Genomic DNA, 17,702 nt, shown 5'->3' on the forward strand with positions numbered 1-17,702 from the left:
TTGAGCGGACATGGCGGACGTTTAAAACCGCGCGTGATTGTTCTAGAATGTTCGTAATATCACACAAACGAACAGGAGCGAACATGCATATCTACTCTGTTACCGACCCCGAATTCAAACCCTATGGCCGCGTGTGGGATGACGTCCCGTCCAGCCTGACCGCCCCGCTCGTCGAGGCGCTCTCCGCAACGCCCATCCCCGAGGGCAGCAAGTACGTGGCCTCCGCGCCTGAGCTGGAGCAGGTCGAGGGCGCCGATGCGCTCGGCCTGCTCATGTATGGCGGCCGTCCGTTCCAGCTGGGCTGGTGCAACGGCCACAACACGAAGCTCAACTGCTTGGAGTATCACCGCGCGAGCGAGTTCAACCTGGGTGCTCGCGACTTTATTCTGCTGCTCGCCAAGCGTGAGCAGATTGTCGACGGCAAGCTCGACACCGCGCAGGTCAAGGCGTTCCGCGCGCCCGCCGGCACGCTCGTCGAGGTCTACGCCACCACGTTGCACTACACGCCGTGCATGGTCGACGACGGTGGCTTCCAGGTGATGGTTGCGCTGCCCGCCGGCACCAACGGTCCGCGTCCCGAGGCTGCAGCCGATATGCCTGCTGCCGGCGACAGCTACTGCTACTGGAAGGCCGACAAGTGGGTTCTCTGCCATGCTGACAGCCCCAAGGCAGCCGAAGGCGGCTACGTAGGTCTCATCGGCAAAAACCTCGACATCGCCTGTGACTAGGGTCTTCCGTCTCAATCTGTAACAGTTGGCGCGCTAAATCGTCTCTATCTGTTACAGATCAAGACGAACCACGGGGGCCGCCCGAACAATCTCAATCTGTAACGCCAAGCCCGGTTTTGACGGCCTAACTGTTACAGATCGAGACAAGCGGGCCCAACCCACCACAAAGGTGCCTGTCCCCTTTGCGGTGGTTGCCTAGAGCTGGCTGCGCAGGTAATCGGCCATATAGGGGACGGCGAAGCGCACGTAGCCGCGGCGCGCCTGCTCGATAACGCCGGCGTCGATGAGGCGCCGGCGATACTTTTGCGCATAGTCGGGTGTGACTGACATGCGCTTCGCAACATCAGAAATGCGCGACACGCCGTCTTTGTCATCAGTCATTGCGTCGAGAAACGCGACGTCTTGGTCCGATAGCGCGGCGAGCGTCGTTTCACAAACATCGTTTTCGAAATCGGCCTTTGACGCTTCGATAGCTCCGTCGACTTGCTCTGGCGTTACGTATTCTCCTGCCTGGCAGCGATTGGCGATGTTGTAGCCGATGAGCTGCAGCATATAGGGCGATCCTTGGGTTGCACGAGCGGCACGGAGGCGAAGATCGCCTGGAATATCAAGGTCGAGCTCTTCGAAAGCCCGCTGATAATAGGCATCGACATCTCCGACTGAAAGCGGTTCGAGCGTGTCTTTGCGTGCGCGGTTGAGAAATGTCAGTACGCGGTCGTTGAGTGTCGCGGAGACTGCTCCCGGGAGGCCCGCCATGACGAGCGCGACGTTGAGTCCCTCGCCGACCAGCTCTTGATAGGCGGTGACGAGCTGTCTGATCTCGGGTGAATTTGCCTGGAGCTCGTCGATGAGGATGAGGATGCCGTGTCCCTGCTCGGTTAACTTGCGTGCCAACTGCGTGAGTTTGAACTGGAAACTCTTAGTTTCCTGTACGTCGCGCGTAAACTCGAGGCCGGCTGAGAAACCGAAGACGCTCAAACTGCCACCTGTAAGTTTGGGGAGACGATGCTTGTTGGCGTAAGGCTCGCCCGCTTCCTGGATTTTCTCAACAATGCGCTCGAGCATATCCTCGGAGGCTACGGTGGGCGTGGCGACAACAAAGCCGAGCTTGCGGGCGCGATCGGCAAGTTCCCACAACAGAACCGTTTTGCCGCTGCCTCGCTGGCCGAGCATGAGTATGGCTCGGTCTCGATTGCCCGGCTCCTGCTCAAGGCCGGAGATGAATGTCGAAATCACGCTCCCGCGTCCCACCAGATAGGACGGGCGATTTCCAAATGAGGGGGAGAAGATGGTTTCAGTCATAAGTCTCCTTTCCTTTTTTTCCTATTTTTTCCTTTCTTTCCTATTCAGTCAAATGGTCTGCCACCCGAGGGCGCCTTCGCTGTTGTGGAGGCGCCCTTTTTTGCAAGCGAGTAGACTTTTTGGCTTAGTCTGACCACGCCGGAACATGCCAGGTAAGCTACCTGCGGTTTTGATGGCGTCAAAGGCGGGTCTGGTTGAGTTTTGCCAAAAAGTCTACTCACTTGACGTTCGCGGCGTGTGGGCGGGTGCTTTTTCGTGCACGCGAGGTATCAAAAAGTGTCAGGAGCGCACCGTCTGCCGATATGCGGGAGCGAAAAGAAGTGTCGACCTGCGCCGTTGCCGTTGAGCGACGTGCCGTTTATAGAGATACTGAGCCTATGACAACAGCGTGCGAAAGGATTGATACATGGCTTTCCGTAATGACTTCCTGTGGGGCGGCGCAACGGCTGCCAACCAGTGCGAGGGTGCCTACGACGTGGACGGCCGCGGCCTGGCCAACGTGGACGTGGCTCCGCACGGCCCCGAGCGCTATGCGGTGGTCTCCGGCCAGCGTAAAATGCTCGACTTCGAGGACGGCTATTACTATCCCGCGCAGACCGGCATCGATTTCTATCACCACTACAAAGAGGACATCGCTCTCTTTGCCGAGATGGGCTTTAAGACCTTCCGTATGAGCCTGGCTTGGACCCGCATCTTCCCCAACGGCGACGAGACCGAGCCCAACGAGGCTGGACTGGCCTTCTACGAGGACGTATTCCGCGAGTGTCAGGCGCACGGCATCGAGCCGCTCGTGACCATCACGCACTTCGATTGCCCGATTCACCTCATCAAGGAGTACGGCGGCTGGCGAAACCGCAAGCTCATCGACTTCTACAAGAACCTCGCGACCACGATCTTTACCCGCTACAAGGGGCTGGTGAAGTACTGGCTCACCTTCAACGAGATCAATATGATCTTGCACCTGCCGTTTATGGGTGCCGGTCTGGTCTTTGAGGAGGGCGAGAACAAGAAGGCCGTCGAGTACCTGGCCGCTCACAACGAGCTCGTCGCCAGCGCTTGGGCAACCAAGATCGCCCACGAGATCGACCCCGAGATCAAGATCGGCTGCATGCTCGCCGCGGGTAGCTACTACCCCTACAGCTGCCGTCCGGGCGACGTGCGCCAGGCGCAGCTCGATAACCAGGACAACTACTTCTTCGTCGACGTCCAGAGCCGCGGCTACTACCCGGCATATGCCGTCAAGAAGCTCGAGCGTCTAGGCATCGATGTGGGCATGACGGACGAGGACCGCGAGATCCTGGCCGCTAACACCGTCGACTTCATCAGCTTTAGCTATTACAGCACCCGCTGCTCTGCCGGTGCCGATAACCCCGATGTCGAGCGCACCCAGGGTAACGCCTTCGCCGGCGCCAAGAACCCCTACCTGCAGGAGAGCCAGTGGGGCTGGGCCATCGATCCGCTGGGCTTCCGCATCACCCTCAACGACCTGTACGACCGTTATCAGAAGCCGCTGTTTGTGGTCGAGAACGGTCTGGGCGCCAAGGATGTTGTCGAGGAGGATGGCTCCATCAACGACGACTACCGTATCGACTACCTGCGCCAGCATATCGCCGCGATGCGCGATGCGGTGACCGAGGACGGCGTTGACCTGCTGGGCTACACCACCTGGGGCCCGATCGACCTGGTGTCTGCCGGCACGGGTGAGATGTCCAAGCGCTACGGCTTTATCTATGTGGACCGCGACGATGCAGGCAACGGTACCCTCAAGCGTTCCAAAAAGAAGAGCTTCGACTGGTACAAGAAGGTTATTGCTTCTAATGGTGAGGACCTGTCCTAAGGAAGCTGAGACACTCAACTTCATAGCCTTCTAACCAAGGCGCCCGGCGAGTAGTTATTGCTCGCCGGGCGTCTTGCCGTCTGCGGATTTTGGGACATGCGGCCCGCTTTTTGGACCCGCCTGTCGGTACACTAAAGGGACTATGAGTACCCGCGAGCGACATATCGGCCACGCGGCCGCCCGGACCGCTCCGGTTGCGGATCCCAGGGGCGGCAGGCTCTTCGCCATGCCGCGATTCCTTGTTGGCATAACGCATCAGGTGTACCGTCACCGCGTCTTTGCTATCGCCGGCGCCATCACCGCGCTGTTCCTCATGCTTTTGGCAATCTTGCCGGTGCTGTTCGCCTTCGACCCCAAACTTTCTAACGCCGTGCCCGCCTATAGCGAGGTGTCCGAAGAGGTCGTGGATGGGCTCACCCATTCGAGCCCTCTCCTGCTGCTTGTCGCCGCAATTGTATTTTCGATTTGGGGCGTGTTGGTCTATCTGCGTTGTTTGGACTATGTGTTGCGCCGCCGCCTTGTTGCCATCGCCACCATCTGTGCCCTGTGGATGATCGAGGTCATTCTCAAGTACAAGTCGTACACGCCGTTCTATGCCACCTTGCTGTGGTACCTGTACTACGTGCCCATGACGCTCATTCCGCTGCTCTACCAGCTCTGCGGCCTGCGCCTTGCGGGCCTGGAGCAACGCCGCCTGGGTCGCCGCTACCGTGCTGCGCTGTGGATTGTGGCCATCCTGCTTATCGGATTTGTGCTCACCAACGATTTTCACCAGCAGGTCTTCCGCTTTGACCGTACAAGCGACACCTGGAGCAACGATTACACGTACGGCCGGGGTTATTTCGCCTTCCTCGTGTGGACGGCCTTTAACTTCGTGGCTTTTTTATCCTGGTTGGTCGGTCCTCGTCCTTTCGCATCCAACGTTTCTCGGGCACGGCGGCGCTCGTGCTGCTGGGCGGCGCATTCTTTGGCATCTCATATGCTCTGCGCGTGCCCTGGGCATGGAGGCTCAACTTTTCGCTCGTCTATTGCATCCTGTGCGTGGTGGCGATGGAAATCTGTCTCGATTGCGGTGTCATTCCGTCGTACCACGATATCGCCGGCATCTTCGACACCTTGCCGCTTGACCTCAAAGTTCTAACGCGCGACCTGCAGGAGGTCTATGCCACGCCGGTGTCAAAGCCAATGCCGGTAGGCGTGCGCGAGGAGCTGCGGACCCAGGAGCACGGCCGCGCCCATGCCTTTACCGTGGCGTCCGATCCCGATGTGATGTATCGTGCTTTTCCGCTGCTGGGGGGATCGGCCCTGCTTGCCCAAGACGTATCGGAGCTCAACGAGCTCAATCGCGAACTGGCACATCGTCGCATGGAGCTGCAACGCCAAAACGAGCTGCTTGCCGCCGACTACGACCTTAAGACACATTTGGCAGATCAAGAGGCCGAGACCTTGCTAGTCCAAGACGTGGACCAGGCGCTTGCCCGCGCGCTCGAAGAGATGTACGACTTGTTGAGCTCGCTGCCGCCGTTGACTGACGAGGAATCTTCGCGCGAGCGTTACCGCATGCTGCAGCGCGCCAAGATGCTCGTTGCCTATTGCAAACGGAAGGGGTCGCTCACGTTGGCACAGCACGGGGAGAGCGGTTTTGACCGCGACCGCATTCAGCTCATTGCCAACGAGCTCGCAAGCGACCTGCGCACGATCGATGTCGATTGCGCCTCGATTATTGCCATACGGCGCCCGATGCACGCCAGTACGGTAAGCGCGCTGTACGACTGCGTGTATGACTTTGCGTTTTTTGCCTACACCACCGATCATCCGGCACTTATGTATCACTTGGGCGACCATGACCGATGCAGCGTCGAGCTGCGCGCCACACTTTTTTCCAACGATGATGAAGATCTTTCGCAGACGCCCGCTGCGCAAGAGCTCGAAAGCGCTTTGCAAGGGCGCAACGTGGCATACCGCCTTGAGGGCGAGTCCGGTCAGCTGCGCATGATCGTCTTGATGCCGAGGGCGGGTGAGTGACGATGCAGATTTCGCTCATACTTCCCCAAATCGTTGCGCTCGATGTTGTCTTTGCCCTGGCTGCGTGTCTGCAGACGATCCACGTCCCGCTCATCGCATCGCGCCGCTCGTCCTATAACCGTAAGGTGATTTGCGCCTACGAGGCGAGTCTTGTGCTTCACCTGATGATTTCGGCGCTCATCTTGTTCACGTCGTCTGGCTCGTATCTGGTGGCGCCGCTTGACGTTTGCGCCAGGGCAATGGGCGGAGCGTTGTGGCTCAATGCCGCAATCTTTGCCTATGGCGTGGTACTTATGGTGCGCTATCGTCGCCTCGTCATGCTGGTCGAGCTGTTGCTTGTTGTCGCCGTTACACCACCGGTGGTTTTTGCCATGGGCTCGGCGTGGACCGTTGTCCTTATCGCAGAGGGAGCGTTCTTCCTGTTCCGTTCCATCGCGGCGCTCTTGATGGACGTCCGTAACCGCCAAGAGGATATCACCTTGTTCTCGACGATCGAGACCATCAACGTGATTCCCGTGGGCATCCTGTATCTAGACCCGAGGGGCCGTCCGCTGCTCATGAACCGCTGCATGCGCAAAAACCTCGTAGAGCTCCATATGCCCACCGACCTGGGCGACATGAGCAGCACATGGAACGACCTGCGCAAACTGAGCATGCAAATGCCCGAAAGCAGCGCCAATCGCGCCCATATCGACCTTGATCGCTTTGGTAGGGATCGCGCCGTGGTCGAGATCTCTCCTTCCGAGATTCGTCTGTTCGTGCGTGACTCCGTTACGGTCTCGAGCCGTCCGTTCGAGCGCGTCGTCGGCCTGGACGTGACGGAATACGCACACGCCTACGACCGTCTGGCGCAAGCCAACCACCTGCTTGAGCGTGCTGGCCAAGAGCTCCAGGCCCAGATTGAAGAAGCCAAAAAGGTTGCCGACAATGCGGCCTACCTACGTATGCGTGCCCGCGTTCACGATGTGATCGGCCAGCGCCTGTCCATTCTTCATCGCTATTTGGAGGAGGGACGTCTGGATGATGAGTCGCTCGAGCAGATTGACCCGTTGCTGCGCTCAATCGCCGCCGATTTGCGCAGTGGCGGTGCCAGCGAGCCTGCAGAGCAGCTGAGCGATATCGTCCACGCCTTTGGCTTGGTGAGTGTGCAGATCGATGTTGAGGGTGCGCTGCCTGAGGACGCGCGTGTCGCCGCCGCATTTTTGCAGATTATCCGCGAGGCCTCGACCAATGCCACCAGGCATGCGCAGGCGCATCGGGTCCACGTGCGCCTGTGGCAGGAGGGGACGAATGCTGGCGCCGTCGCGCGCATGACGATTTCTAACGACGGGTCCCCGGCCCCCGTATCGTATCGCGAGGGAACGGGTATCCCAGGTATGAGGCATGTCGCGCAAGATTTGGGCGGCGGCCTGGAAGTCCACGCCGCCCAGCCCTTTACGCTTGCGGTGTCCATCCCGCTGAGCCCCAACGCCACGGTCCAAAGGAGAAGTTCATGATCCGCGTGTTAATTGTCGAAGATCAGGCCATTCTGCGTGAAAGCCTGGCGCGCTCCGTTGGCGACCAGCCCGATATGACCGTCGTCGCCGCGATCGCCGATGCCTCCGAGGCCTTGGGTATCGCGCTCAAGGAGCGCCCGGACATGATACTGATGGACGTGTGCACCGAACACGATTCAAACGGCATCGTGGCGGCGGCGCGCATCAAGGAGCAGCTGCCCGAGTGCCGCGTCATCATCATGACCGGCATGCCCGAGATCACCTTTGTCGACCAGGCTCGCGAGGCGGGCGTCGATAGCTTTGTGTACAAGAACGTTGGTATCGACGAGCTGTTCGCCGTGATGCGCTCCACGCTGGCGGGCTATTGCACGTTTCCCAAGCCGCCCGAAAGCATTTTTTCGGGCACGGCGGCACTCGACGATGTCGAGCTGTCGATTTTGCGCCTTGCCTGCGAGGGCAAAAGCCGCCGCGAGATCGCGGCCGAGCTGTTTATGAGTGAGGGTACCATCAAGCGTCGCATCTCGGAGATTCTGAGCAAGACCGGCTACGACAACATCATGCGTCTTGCCGTGCGCGCGGTAACGGAGGGCAGCATCGTCCCCAACATGGAGCGCCCGTAATCGACGCGCTCGCCGTGTTCCGGCGTCGTAAAGATAGGCCGTCCGCCGTTTTGCATCAGAAAACGACGGGCGGCCTGCTTGTGCGGCTGTGCTGTCGGCATAAAAACGACGGGGCCGCAGGATCAACTCCTGCGGCCCCGCCTGGCAAGTGCGCGGATGCGTCCGCCAATCCGCGGCTGATGTTACGTGCCGCTACGCGATGGTTGCGGTGTAGGAGGCGACGTCCTCGTAGGAATCGGTCAGATAGGCGTCGATGCCGATGGTCGTGTTGACCAGGTCGTCAAGGCTGTCAAGCTCGCCGCTCGAGAATGTGAATTCCTCGGTGGCGTTGGTGCCGGGCATCAGGTTAGCCGAGAACCAGGGTTCCTTCATGGTGCCGTTGACGTTGGTCTTGCCGGAGGGAGCGTAGAAGGTCAGGTCCTTGTCGCTCTTGTTGGTGATGTTGACGACAAAGCCGATGTCGCCCCATTCGTCCTTGAACTTCTCGGTGATGGTGATGGTGCACAGATCGTCATCGGCGACGGTGACGGCGGGGGAGATTTCGACGCTCTGGACGTCGTCGTCTTCGACGGCCTCATCGATCTCCTCTTCCTTCTCGGCCGCCTCGCGATCCTTTTTTAGCGTACCGGAAAGATCCTTGTCGGACTTCGTAAAGATAAGCTTGTCGCCTTCCACCTCGAGGACGAGCTTGCCGTCCTTGAGTTTCATGTCCTGCGAATCGCCGTCGGCGGTGATGGTTGCAGTGGTGGCGTCCTTGGCCTCCCATTTCAGGTCGGCGACCTCAAGGAACATGTCGAGGACGCCCGTGCCGTCTTCGTCGAGGATTAGGATACAGTTGAGGCCCCACTCCTTGAGCATATCCATGTACTCATCGGTGAGATCTTCGCCCTCCAGGGTTCCACCCGAGAGTTCCCAGCTGCCGACGAAGTTGGCCTTGGGGTCCTTGCCGCCGCCGCTGCAGCCCGTCAGGGCAAAGGCGAGCGCCAGGACGCATGTCAGAAATGCGAGTACGGACTTTTTGAACGTTGTCTTCATGGTGTCCTCCTTTATCGAACGAAACCCATAGAAGCAAATGCGGGGGTGGCGGACCCCCCGCCAATTACCAGATAGAGGGGTTAGGGCCTAGGCGTTCCGCAGTTGCTGCAGAACTTGCCGCCGTTTTCGCTGCCGCAGTTGGGGCAGAACCACTTGGTCGGTGCCGGGGCGGGTGCGGGACTGCCGCATTCGGGGCAGAACTTGCCGGTGTTGGTGGCACCGCAGCTGCAGGTCCATGCGCCGGCCGCGGGGGCAGCGGCAGGAGCCGGTGCGGGGGCGGGTGCCGGAGCCGGCTGTGGGGCGGCCTGCTGCTGTGCCTGGCCGGCGGCGAACAGCTGGCTGGCGTTCATGCCGCCCATGCCGCCCGCCATGCCCATGCCCATAAAGCCGGCCATCGCGCCGTTGGGGTTGGCGGCTGCCGCGCGCATCGCATCGCTCTGGGCGCTGGCGATGTTGGCGGCTGCCATGGTGGGATCGCGCATGACCGCGGCCTTCTGCAGGTCCTTGATCATTTGCTCGTCTTCTTGCGAGGCGGCGATGGAGTTGACGCCAAAGCTCACGATCTCGACGCCGCGCAGGTCGCGCCAGTCGGCGGAGAGAACCTCGTTGAGTGCGCGGGCGAGCTCGGTGGTGTGGCCGGGGATAGCGCTGTAGCGGATGCCCATCTCCGAGATCTTGGCAAAGGCGGGTTGCAGAGCGGTGAGCAGCTCGGACTTAAGCTGGCTGTCGATCTTATCGCGCGTGTAGCTATCGGTCACGTTGCCGCACACGTTGGTGTAGAACAGCAGCGGGTTGGTGATGCGGTACGAATACTCGCCGTTGCAGCGAACGGAGATGTCGACATCCAGGCCAATGTTGTTATCGACCACGCGGAAGGGCACGGGCGAGGCGGTGCCGTACTTGTTGCCGATGATCTCCTTGGTGTTGATGAAGTAGACACGCTGGTCCTTGCCCGCGTCGCCGCCAAAGGTAAAACGGCTGCCGATATTGGCGAACGTCTCCTTGATGGAGTCGCCCAGGTTGCCGCTAAAGACGCTCGGCTCGCTGCCGGTGTCAAAGACAAACTCGCCGGGCTCCAGCGCGACCTCGATGATCTTGCCGTTTTGCACCACGAGCATGCCCTGGCCGTCGTTGACGGCGATGACGGAGCCGTTGGAGATGACGTTGTCCTCGCCGCGCGTGTTGGAGCTGCGGCCGCCGGTGCGCTTGCTGCCCTTGCAGGCCAAGACGTCAGCGGGCATCGATTCGCAATAGATATATTCCTTCCACTGGTCGGCCATGACGCCGCCGGCAGCACCCAATCCAGCTTTCAAGAGTCCCATGGTGATCTTCCTTTCTCGTCAAAGGCCGGGTGGTATTGGTCAGAATGGCTAATCGTCCTTGTTGTCCTTCATGACAACGGTGGTCTCGGTGTGGCTGAAGGTGTCGTGCTTCTCGGTCAAGTCGAGCTCGCCGCAGTAGCAATCGGCGTGGGTGGCCTCGTTGGCCGTCTTGAGCTGGCCTACCAGCAGCACGTCTCCGATGATTACGATGATCAGCGGTGCGACGATGTTGATGAGGATGCCCTCGATATCAAAGGTGAGGTAGTCCGGATTGAAGGCGTTCTCGCCCATAAAGAGAATCTGGGAGAGGACAAACCCGATCACAAAGAACAGCACCGAGGCGATGGCGAGCTTGGGCTTGGAGCAGGGAAGCTCGCCGACCATGCGGCCGGTTTGGCCGTTCATGGCAAACAGGTAGCTCTTGCCGTTCCACGAGGTGGAAAGCATCCACACGGGGAACAGAGCGTAGTTGCTGTCTTCCCAGGTGTAGTCGAGCTGCTTGCTTTCGACCGTGGCATCGTCATATTCGTCGACGACGGTCTCGCGCAGGGCCGAAATCGTACTTTCTTCCATACGACGCTCGGCGCGCGCCTTGCAGGTCTCGCAATCCTCATCGTAGCGGTTGGCGATGTAGCCGGGCATATACGCGACCGAGAACGGGCGCAGCGCGTCGTAGTCAAACGGCTCGATGGCGTCCATATGGCCGTCGGGCATCTTGGACGATCCGTCGACGGGCACGCGCTCAAACGAGATTTTGCCCTTACGGTAGGCGTCGTAGTGGTCGGTGGTCGTGACGGTGCGGTCGGATTCCTCGGTCACGGTCTCGTTGGTCGCATCAAAGTGCACTTCGCCGTCCACGCGGGCGCCGTAGAGCCAAAACGGCACGTAAACGCCTTGGACCTCGTCGATGTGGTTGCCGGTGACAAAGCTCTTGGGCAGCAGGATTTTGCCCTTGTAGTGCTCTTTGAGTGCTGCCATAACATCATCGCGCCCGAGCTTAAACGGAATCACCAGGTCGGGTGAGAAGTCGCCCGAGAGCTGGCCGGGCGCCACGGCGGAGTTGCCGCAGTATGGGCAGGTGGTAACGGCGACGGTGCCGTCCGAGACCAGCTCGGCGCCGCACGACGAGCAGATGTAGCCGGCGTTTTGGGCCAGATCCTGCACGGCATCGTCGACAGCAGGTTTGCGAGCCGCGGCTGCGGCATCGGCTTTGGCATCTGCCTTGTCCTGGCGCTCGCGATAGAGGGCCTCGACTTCTTCGACTTCAAAACGCGAATCGCAGTAGTCGCAGACAAGCTTTTGTTCGGCACTGGCAAAGTGAAGGGGGCCGCCACACGCGGGGCACTGATAGTTGACACTCTCGAAGGCCATGATCGGTCCTTTCCGTGCCGGAGGCTATGCGCCGATGGCGCCGCCGCAGTATTCGCAGCGTCCACTGGCATCGGGAATGGTGGTTGCACCGCAGAAGGGGCAGGTGACCGCGGTCTTGGGGGCCTTGGCGGCCACGACGCTGTCGCGCGTTTCCTGACGAAGCTGCACCAGTGCATCGCGGACCTCGGTTGCCTGGCGCTTGGCCTCGCGGTACTCGATGGACCCGCGCTGATCGATGGTGGAGTCGTTCACGCGCAGGTTGATCTCGGTAAAGTACGGCGTGTTGACGTGAATGGTCAGGTTAAAGTCGTAATCAAGGTCGTAGCGCGGCGGGTTGTAGCTCTTGCGCTCGCCGTCCTTGGTCTCGCGATAGATCTCGGTGCGATGCTCGTCGATATCCATATCGCAGCCGAGTACCTGTGAGAACTCGATGATGTCGGGATTGGCGTCGCGCCAGCGGCTCTGCGAAGTGATGATCAGCAGGCCCGCGTCCTCATCGAGCATGATGTTGGTGCGCCCGGCAGAGAGCGTGCGCGTGGGGTTGAACGAGGCCAGGCGCTCGGCGTTGGCCTCGCGGTAGGCGAGTTGCTCGCGGATATCGTCCGCGGTGCTGGAGCGCCAACCACTAAAGAAGGGGGAGAGCTTGCCTGCGCACTCTTTGCACAGGTAGCCTTCGTTGATTTTGGTCTTTCCCAAAAGCCCCAGTTCGGTACCGCAAATCGCGCACTCTTTTTTCTCGAACATCTTGTCAAAGAAGCCCATGGCTGCCTCCCATCAACAGGTAGCGTGTGTCACTTTTGATGATGGGTGAGCGCGCGATCTTTCACGATACCCAGACGGCTCAAGGAGTCTCCACAACTGGGACACATGGCCCATTTTCGGCCACTCATTGGGGACGTACTTAAATGAGTGGCAGCTGGGGACAGTCCATGCCGAATGTGGCGGCTGACGAATATGGGCGCCGTCCCTGCTATGCCACGGTCACGGCAACTTGGGCGTAGCGGCTGCAGGGGCGCTCGGCGCGCGTCTGCACGGTAAGGGTGAGCACGAAGCGGTCGCCGGGCTGCGCGTCGGCGGGCACGATAAAAGCGGTGCTCACCGTGCATTCCTGCCACAGCGAAAGATCCTGCGTGCCTGCATAGCTCGACGGGTCCACGGCGACATCCCAATGTGCATCAAAGCCCTTGCCGTCGGGGTCGACGACGGTCGCTGCAAGGGTGACGCGCTCGCCGGCTGTAGCGCTGCGGTCGGCCGTGACCTCGACAACATATGCCGGATGCGAGCAGGCTGCCGGATCATGGGCGCACCATTGCGCGCGGGCGGCAAAGTCTTCCTGATAGGCGCGCAGGTAGGGATTGGGGTTGCCGTCTACGGGCGTGCCGATGGCGGCAAAACCGGCGGGTGCGTCCGTATCGGGATGTCCATCAAGAAACATGCGGCCGAGCAGTGTGTCGAAGCCGCGGTCGTCGATACCGCGCAGGCCAAACGGCAGCAGCGGAATATAGGTCATGCTGTCGCCTTCGGCCATAAAGTCGCCGCGCTCAAACTGCATCGCGGGCATGCCTTCTAGACCCCAATCCAGACGGGCATGCTTGCCAAACTGAAAGCGCTCGGGCTCATTTTCGTAGACCTTGCCGTCGCCATAGAGCATGTAGCGTGCCATGAGGGGGCCGTTGCCCTGCGTGAGATTCTGCTCAGGCCAAGGTGCCTTAAACAGCGGCAGCGTATCGGGTTGAGCCATCTTGGCATCGACATAGCCGCCATACATATAGGGCACACACCAAAAGATGAGCTCGGGAAAGAGCTCGCGTCCATGGTCGAGCCATGAGTTGTCCTGCCCCACGCCATCGGCAACGCCCATCACGCGCACCTTCTGATAGACCCGCTGCTGCACGGCAGGCCATTCGGGCGTGGCGCGATAACGCTCGGCAATACTCATGAGGGCGCGAACGATGGTGTTCATGCCACCCCAGCTGAGCAACCATAACGTACGCGGATCATCATCCAAGATTGCCTGCGCAATTACGCGAGATCCCTCAGTTTCCTCAGTCACATCACCCTCAAAGGCAACATTTCCCACAAAGGTGCGCTCGATCATCTGGGCGGGCGTGGGAAACGGCGGCTCACCGGCAGCGCCCGCATTCGCCTGCAACTGCGGCCAAGCCTGGGCGTATTCATTACTCCAGAGACTCTCAATCCAATGATCGGGAAACGGACGATACTCACGAAGCTCGCCGGCCAGCGGATCGGGTTCATGAGGCACAACATCCCACTCATAAGAGCGACGCCCTTTGGTCCGCCAATGCGAATTCACCTCGCCCAGCGTATGAACCCCATCCCCAAGAAAGTGATACTGCGAAGCCGTATACACCACAGCCTGAACATCAAGCACATTAAGATACAGAGCCAAATGAACGAGCGAGTTCATATCGTCGACTTCCATATCGGTAGTAACAATCACCCGAGTTAACTCTTGGGACATAGGAGCAGCTCCAATCAAAATCAATTCAGCCAGTTACGCGCAAGGCAAGACGGGACCCGGTCCCCGCGCCGGGACGGATTACCGTTTGACCCTGGCCGACCACTCCCAGCAGCCCACCGGCTCGCCGTCGATGAGTACGCTGCCCCCGTCGAAGTCTTGATAACACAGGTCGTTGAATTGGTGGATCCACACGCCGTGGTTGAACGTCTTCTTGGGCGAGCCGTCGGCCTCGCGATAGCGACCGGTCAGGTCCTCGACATGGCTAAAGTAGGTAAGGTGCACGTTGGCTCCGGCGTCACGCAGGCGTGCCGTGAGCGGCAGCACGGTCTGCTGCGGCGACACGAGCTCGTCGCCCTTGGAGTGCGTAAACCACAGCGGCGTCTTGGCGAGCGCGGCTACGTCCTCGTCCGTGGCGTTGTACCACGGGGCACAGCAGGGAAGGCCGGCGGCGAAGAAATCGGGGTAGTCGGCGCACAGGCGCAGCGTCATAAAGCCGCCGTTGGAAAGGCCAGCGACCACGATGCGGTCGGTGTCGATGCGGTCGGCATGCTCGGCGACAAACTCGTCGATGAGCGCCTTAATGACGGGGGAGTAGATGCTCTGGTTGGAGTGGCCGAGCTGCTCAGTGCCGTTGTCCATCCAAAACGTGGGCGACTGCGGCACGAGAACCCAGGCAAAGCCGCCAAAGTAGCGTTGGATCTGCGCCTGGCTGATGGCCGTCACGCGGTTGCCGATATAAGCGCGCGTGGCGCCCTCGCCTTGCGTAGCGCCCTTGCCCTCGCCAGCGCCGTGCAGGTACACCACGAGCGGGGCCTTCTGGGGCACGACTATCGTTTCGGGCGCGAAGGGGTTGAAGCAGGCGGAGTCCTCGGCCTTAAAGCTGGGCTCAAAGAAGCCGTACTCGAGCGCGATGCCGTTGACGGCGGTCTTTTGCGTGGCATTGCTCCAGCCCTTGAGCGCGGGACAGATGTCGCCGCGGCAGGTGTCAAAGACCAGGCCGCAGGTTGGATCGTCACCGTCATTGCCGGGAAGGGCCGCGAGCTGCGTGATGCGCAGCTGGTCGTCGAGCAAGCGCGAGCCCATCACGCTGCCCTCGATCTTCTTGGTCAGGCGCTGCTCGGCGATCTCGAGCGCCACATGGGTGCCAAAGGCGAGCTTGCGTCCGCACTCATCGCACGGATAGGCGGCGAGGACGTCGACATAGCCTACGGAAGGTGCGGCGTGGTCGGCGCCGCGCTCTTTGCGCATCAGGATCTCGCCCGTGCGTTCATGGCGCTCTACATATATATGGAAGGTGCGCGCATTGATATCGTTGGCGCGAACGGTGCACGGCAGGTCGAGCACGACTTTGCTGATCCAGGGGCCAAAGTCTCCCAGCGTGGTGACGGTTGCGTAGGTGCACGATTTGAGTTCCATGAGCTGCCTCCTCTGCGCCGCGAGTGGTAAACATCAGCGGCAATACAACTTAAACATGTTTAGTTTAATGCAGAGCTACAGAACAGGCAGATGAACTCGGTAAACGGTCAAAATGAACACTCAACAAATTACTAAACATTCGTTTATCACCATTTAGCAGGGCTTTTGTTGATGGGTCAACAAAGAATAGAGGTGTTTACCAAATTAAAAGACCACGTAAATAGGCATTTAGCAGCAGAGCGTCAAATAGACAATCCCTTACCGTTCAAGTACGTTCACCCCCGATTTCCTACCGTTCACCGGACTACAGACGGCAAAATTGCCACAAATTAGACGTTCCGTGTAAACTAAAGCCCGTAAACGTTCAGTAAACACATTGTTTACGACAGCGTATCCAAGGGTTCGGTGGCCGTAAGGGGTTATAGTCGCCGAGCCAAAGGCGTGCCTACGCCCAAACGAGTAGGCACACGATGATATGGGGAGGGGTCCCATGGCAGTAGATAACAAGCAGATTGCCACCGATGTCCTCGAGCTCGTGGGCGGTGCGGAGAATGTTTCCGTCGCCACCAACTGCATGACGCGTCTGCGTCTGACGCTCAAGGACAACAACAAGGCCGACGTGGAGAAGATCAAGAAGGTCAAGGGTGTTCTGGGTTGCCAGTTCGCCGGCAGCCAGCTCCAGGTCATCATCGGCCAGAACGTGCCCAAGGTGCTCGCCGAGTTCGTTGCCATGTCCGGCGTCAAGCAGGGTGCCGCGGTCGACGAGAACCTCGATGCTCCCAAGGAGAAGTTCGAGCTCAAGAACCTGCCGAACATCATCCTCGACTATCTGTCGGGCTCCATGACCCAGCTGATCCCGCTGCTCATGGCCGGCGGTCTGTTCCGCACCATCGCTGCGGTCCTCGGTCCCACCATGCTCGGCGTTCTCTCTGACACCGATCCGACCTACACGTTCCTCTACACCACCCTGTACGAGGCCACGTTCACCTTTATCCCCATCTACCTGGGCTATGCCGCCGCTAAGAAGCTCGGCGCCTCCCCGGTTCTGGGCATGCTCCTCGGCGGCGCCCTCATGGCCCCGTCCGTCGTGAGTGTCGCGACCCAGGATGGCGGCGGAATCATCTCCGTCTACGGCATTCAGATCGCCGCTGCCAACTATCAGCAGTCCGTCCTGCCGATTATCCTTTCGGTGCCTGTCCTCTACTTCGTCGAGAAGTTCTTTAAGAAGGTCATGCCCGACGTGCTCTCCACGGTCTTCACGCCGTTCTGCACCATGATCGTTACCATCCCCATCGCCTTCATCGTCCTCGCCCCGCTCGGCAACGAGATCGGCAGCCTCATCGCTAACGCCCTCTTCGGTCTCGCTGACATGGGTGGCATCGGTATCCTGCTCGTCATGGCCGTCCTCGGCGCCTTCTGGCAGCTCTTCGTGGTCTGCGGTATGCACATGCCCGTCATCCTGCTCGCTCAGGTTCAGATCATCGCTGCCGGCTACGATCCCTTCGTCTTCGTTTCCACCAACTGCGCTATGGCCGCTGTCTGGGGCTGCGCCTTCGGTGCCTTCCTCAAGATGAAGAACCCCGACGAGAAGGGTCTTGCCCTGGGCTACGTCATCTCCGCCATCGCCGGCGGCGTCACCGAGCCCGCACTCTTCGGTATCCTCATGCGCTTCCGTCGCACCATGTTCGGTATGTTCATCGGCGGTGCCATCGGCGCTGTGTTCTCCGGCCTCATGGGCGTTACCTATTACCTCGCTGGCGGTGCCTCCAACTTCCTGGTCTTCACCAACTACCTGCAGGGTGGCCAGATGAACACCGTCTGGGCTATCGTCGGTATGGCAATCTCCTTTGTCATCGCCGCTGCCGTCGTCTTCGTCGCCGGCTTCTCCAAGGAGGAGCTCGCCGAGATGGAGGCCTAAGGCCAAGCCATTCGGTCGCATACGACCTTACCTACACGACAGGGCCCCGTCAGGCGCAAGCCCGGCGGGGCCCTTCTTGCAAGGTAGACTGGAGTGGGCAAGTGGTGTCCGCCCGCAGGGGTTTGTTAAACGGCGGGGGCTTTCGCATCA

Annotated in this window: 14 protein-coding genes; 7 read left to right on the forward strand and 7 right to left on the reverse strand. The window is 60.0% G+C overall.

Annotated features, from left to right (window positions below):
- The first annotated feature begins 83 nt into the window (after positions 1-83).
- Positions 84-728, forward strand: coding sequence for a DUF4867 family protein (locus ACQRAJ_RS02395; RefSeq protein WP_427747629.1), 645 nt, complete (start codon positions 84-86; stop codon positions 726-728).
- Between the two features lie 195 nt (positions 729-923).
- Here ACQRAJ_RS02395 and ACQRAJ_RS02400 read toward each other — a convergent pair whose 3' ends face one another.
- On the reverse strand, positions 924-2,030 hold the full coding sequence (locus ACQRAJ_RS02400; protein WP_427747630.1) for an ATP-binding protein: 1,107 nt from the start codon (positions 2,028-2,030) through the stop codon (positions 924-926).
- 406 nt (positions 2,031-2,436) lie between these two features.
- Here ACQRAJ_RS02400 and ACQRAJ_RS02405 point away from each other — a divergent pair, with 406 nt between their 5' ends.
- From ACQRAJ_RS02405 to ACQRAJ_RS02425, 5 genes are all read left to right on the forward strand, one after another.
- Positions 2,437-3,867, forward strand: coding sequence for a 6-phospho-beta-glucosidase (locus ACQRAJ_RS02405; protein ID WP_427727282.1), 1,431 nt, complete (start codon positions 2,437-2,439; stop codon positions 3,865-3,867).
- 226 nt (positions 3,868-4,093) lie between these two features.
- On the forward strand, positions 4,094-5,008 hold the full coding sequence (locus tag ACQRAJ_RS02410) for a histidine kinase N-terminal 7TM domain-containing protein (protein ID WP_427747631.1): 915 nt from the start codon (positions 4,094-4,096) through the stop codon (positions 5,006-5,008).
- Positions 4,918-5,892, forward strand: a complete 975-nt coding sequence (locus tag ACQRAJ_RS02415; protein ID WP_427747632.1) for a hypothetical protein — start codon at positions 4,918-4,920, stop codon at positions 5,890-5,892. Before ACQRAJ_RS02410 ends, ACQRAJ_RS02415 begins: the two co-directional genes overlap by 91 nt.
- Entirely contained in the window at positions 5,889-7,388 is a 1,500-nt protein-coding gene (locus ACQRAJ_RS02420; protein ID WP_427747633.1) for a sensor histidine kinase, read from the forward strand. Before ACQRAJ_RS02415 ends, ACQRAJ_RS02420 begins: the two co-directional genes overlap by 4 nt.
- Positions 7,385-8,008 (forward strand): response regulator transcription factor, encoded by a 624-nt coding sequence (locus ACQRAJ_RS02425; RefSeq protein WP_427747634.1) that lies wholly within the window; start codon positions 7,385-7,387, stop codon positions 8,006-8,008. The genes ACQRAJ_RS02420 and ACQRAJ_RS02425 overlap by 4 nt, the downstream gene beginning before the upstream one ends.
- Positions 8,009-8,200: 192 nt before the next feature.
- On the opposite strand, the gene ACQRAJ_RS02430 is transcribed toward ACQRAJ_RS02425, so the two are convergent.
- From ACQRAJ_RS02430 to ACQRAJ_RS02455, 6 genes are all read right to left on the reverse strand, one after another.
- The gene (locus ACQRAJ_RS02430; RefSeq protein ID WP_427747635.1) at positions 8,201-9,043 is read right to left on the reverse strand and encodes a hypothetical protein; all 843 of its coding nucleotides are present in this window, start codon (positions 9,041-9,043) and stop codon (positions 8,201-8,203) included.
- 80 nt (positions 9,044-9,123) lie between these two features.
- Complete coding sequence (locus ACQRAJ_RS02435; RefSeq protein ID WP_427747636.1) at positions 9,124-10,365, reverse strand: SPFH domain-containing protein; 1,242 nt, start codon at positions 10,363-10,365, stop codon at positions 9,124-9,126.
- A 48-nt stretch (positions 10,366-10,413) separates the two neighbouring features.
- Positions 10,414-11,736: a hypothetical protein gene (locus ACQRAJ_RS02440; protein WP_427747637.1), complete on the reverse strand. Its 1,323-nt coding sequence runs from the start codon at positions 11,734-11,736 to the stop codon at positions 10,414-10,416.
- Between the two features lie 24 nt (positions 11,737-11,760).
- Positions 11,761-12,498: a DUF4428 domain-containing protein gene (locus ACQRAJ_RS02445; RefSeq protein ID WP_427747638.1), complete on the reverse strand. Its 738-nt coding sequence runs from the start codon at positions 12,496-12,498 to the stop codon at positions 11,761-11,763.
- Positions 12,499-12,706: 208 nt separating this feature from the next.
- Positions 12,707-14,218, reverse strand: coding sequence for a nucleoside hydrolase-like domain-containing protein (locus tag ACQRAJ_RS02450; protein WP_427747639.1), 1,512 nt, complete (start codon positions 14,216-14,218; stop codon positions 12,707-12,709).
- A 78-nt stretch (positions 14,219-14,296) separates the two neighbouring features.
- The gene (locus tag ACQRAJ_RS02455) at positions 14,297-15,634 is read right to left on the reverse strand and encodes a prolyl oligopeptidase family serine peptidase (protein WP_427747640.1); all 1,338 of its coding nucleotides are present in this window, start codon (positions 15,632-15,634) and stop codon (positions 14,297-14,299) included.
- A gap of 490 nt (positions 15,635-16,124) precedes the next feature.
- Here ACQRAJ_RS02455 and ACQRAJ_RS02460 point away from each other — a divergent pair, with 490 nt between their 5' ends.
- On the forward strand, positions 16,125-17,552 hold the full coding sequence (locus tag ACQRAJ_RS02460) for a PTS transporter subunit EIIC (protein WP_418825681.1): 1,428 nt from the start codon (positions 16,125-16,127) through the stop codon (positions 17,550-17,552).
- Positions 17,553-17,702 lie beyond the last annotated feature (150 nt).

The sequence above is a fragment of the Collinsella sp. SGI.184 genome (assembly GCF_050313415.1).
Taxonomy (GTDB): Bacteria; Actinomycetota; Coriobacteriia; order Coriobacteriales; family Coriobacteriaceae; genus Collinsella.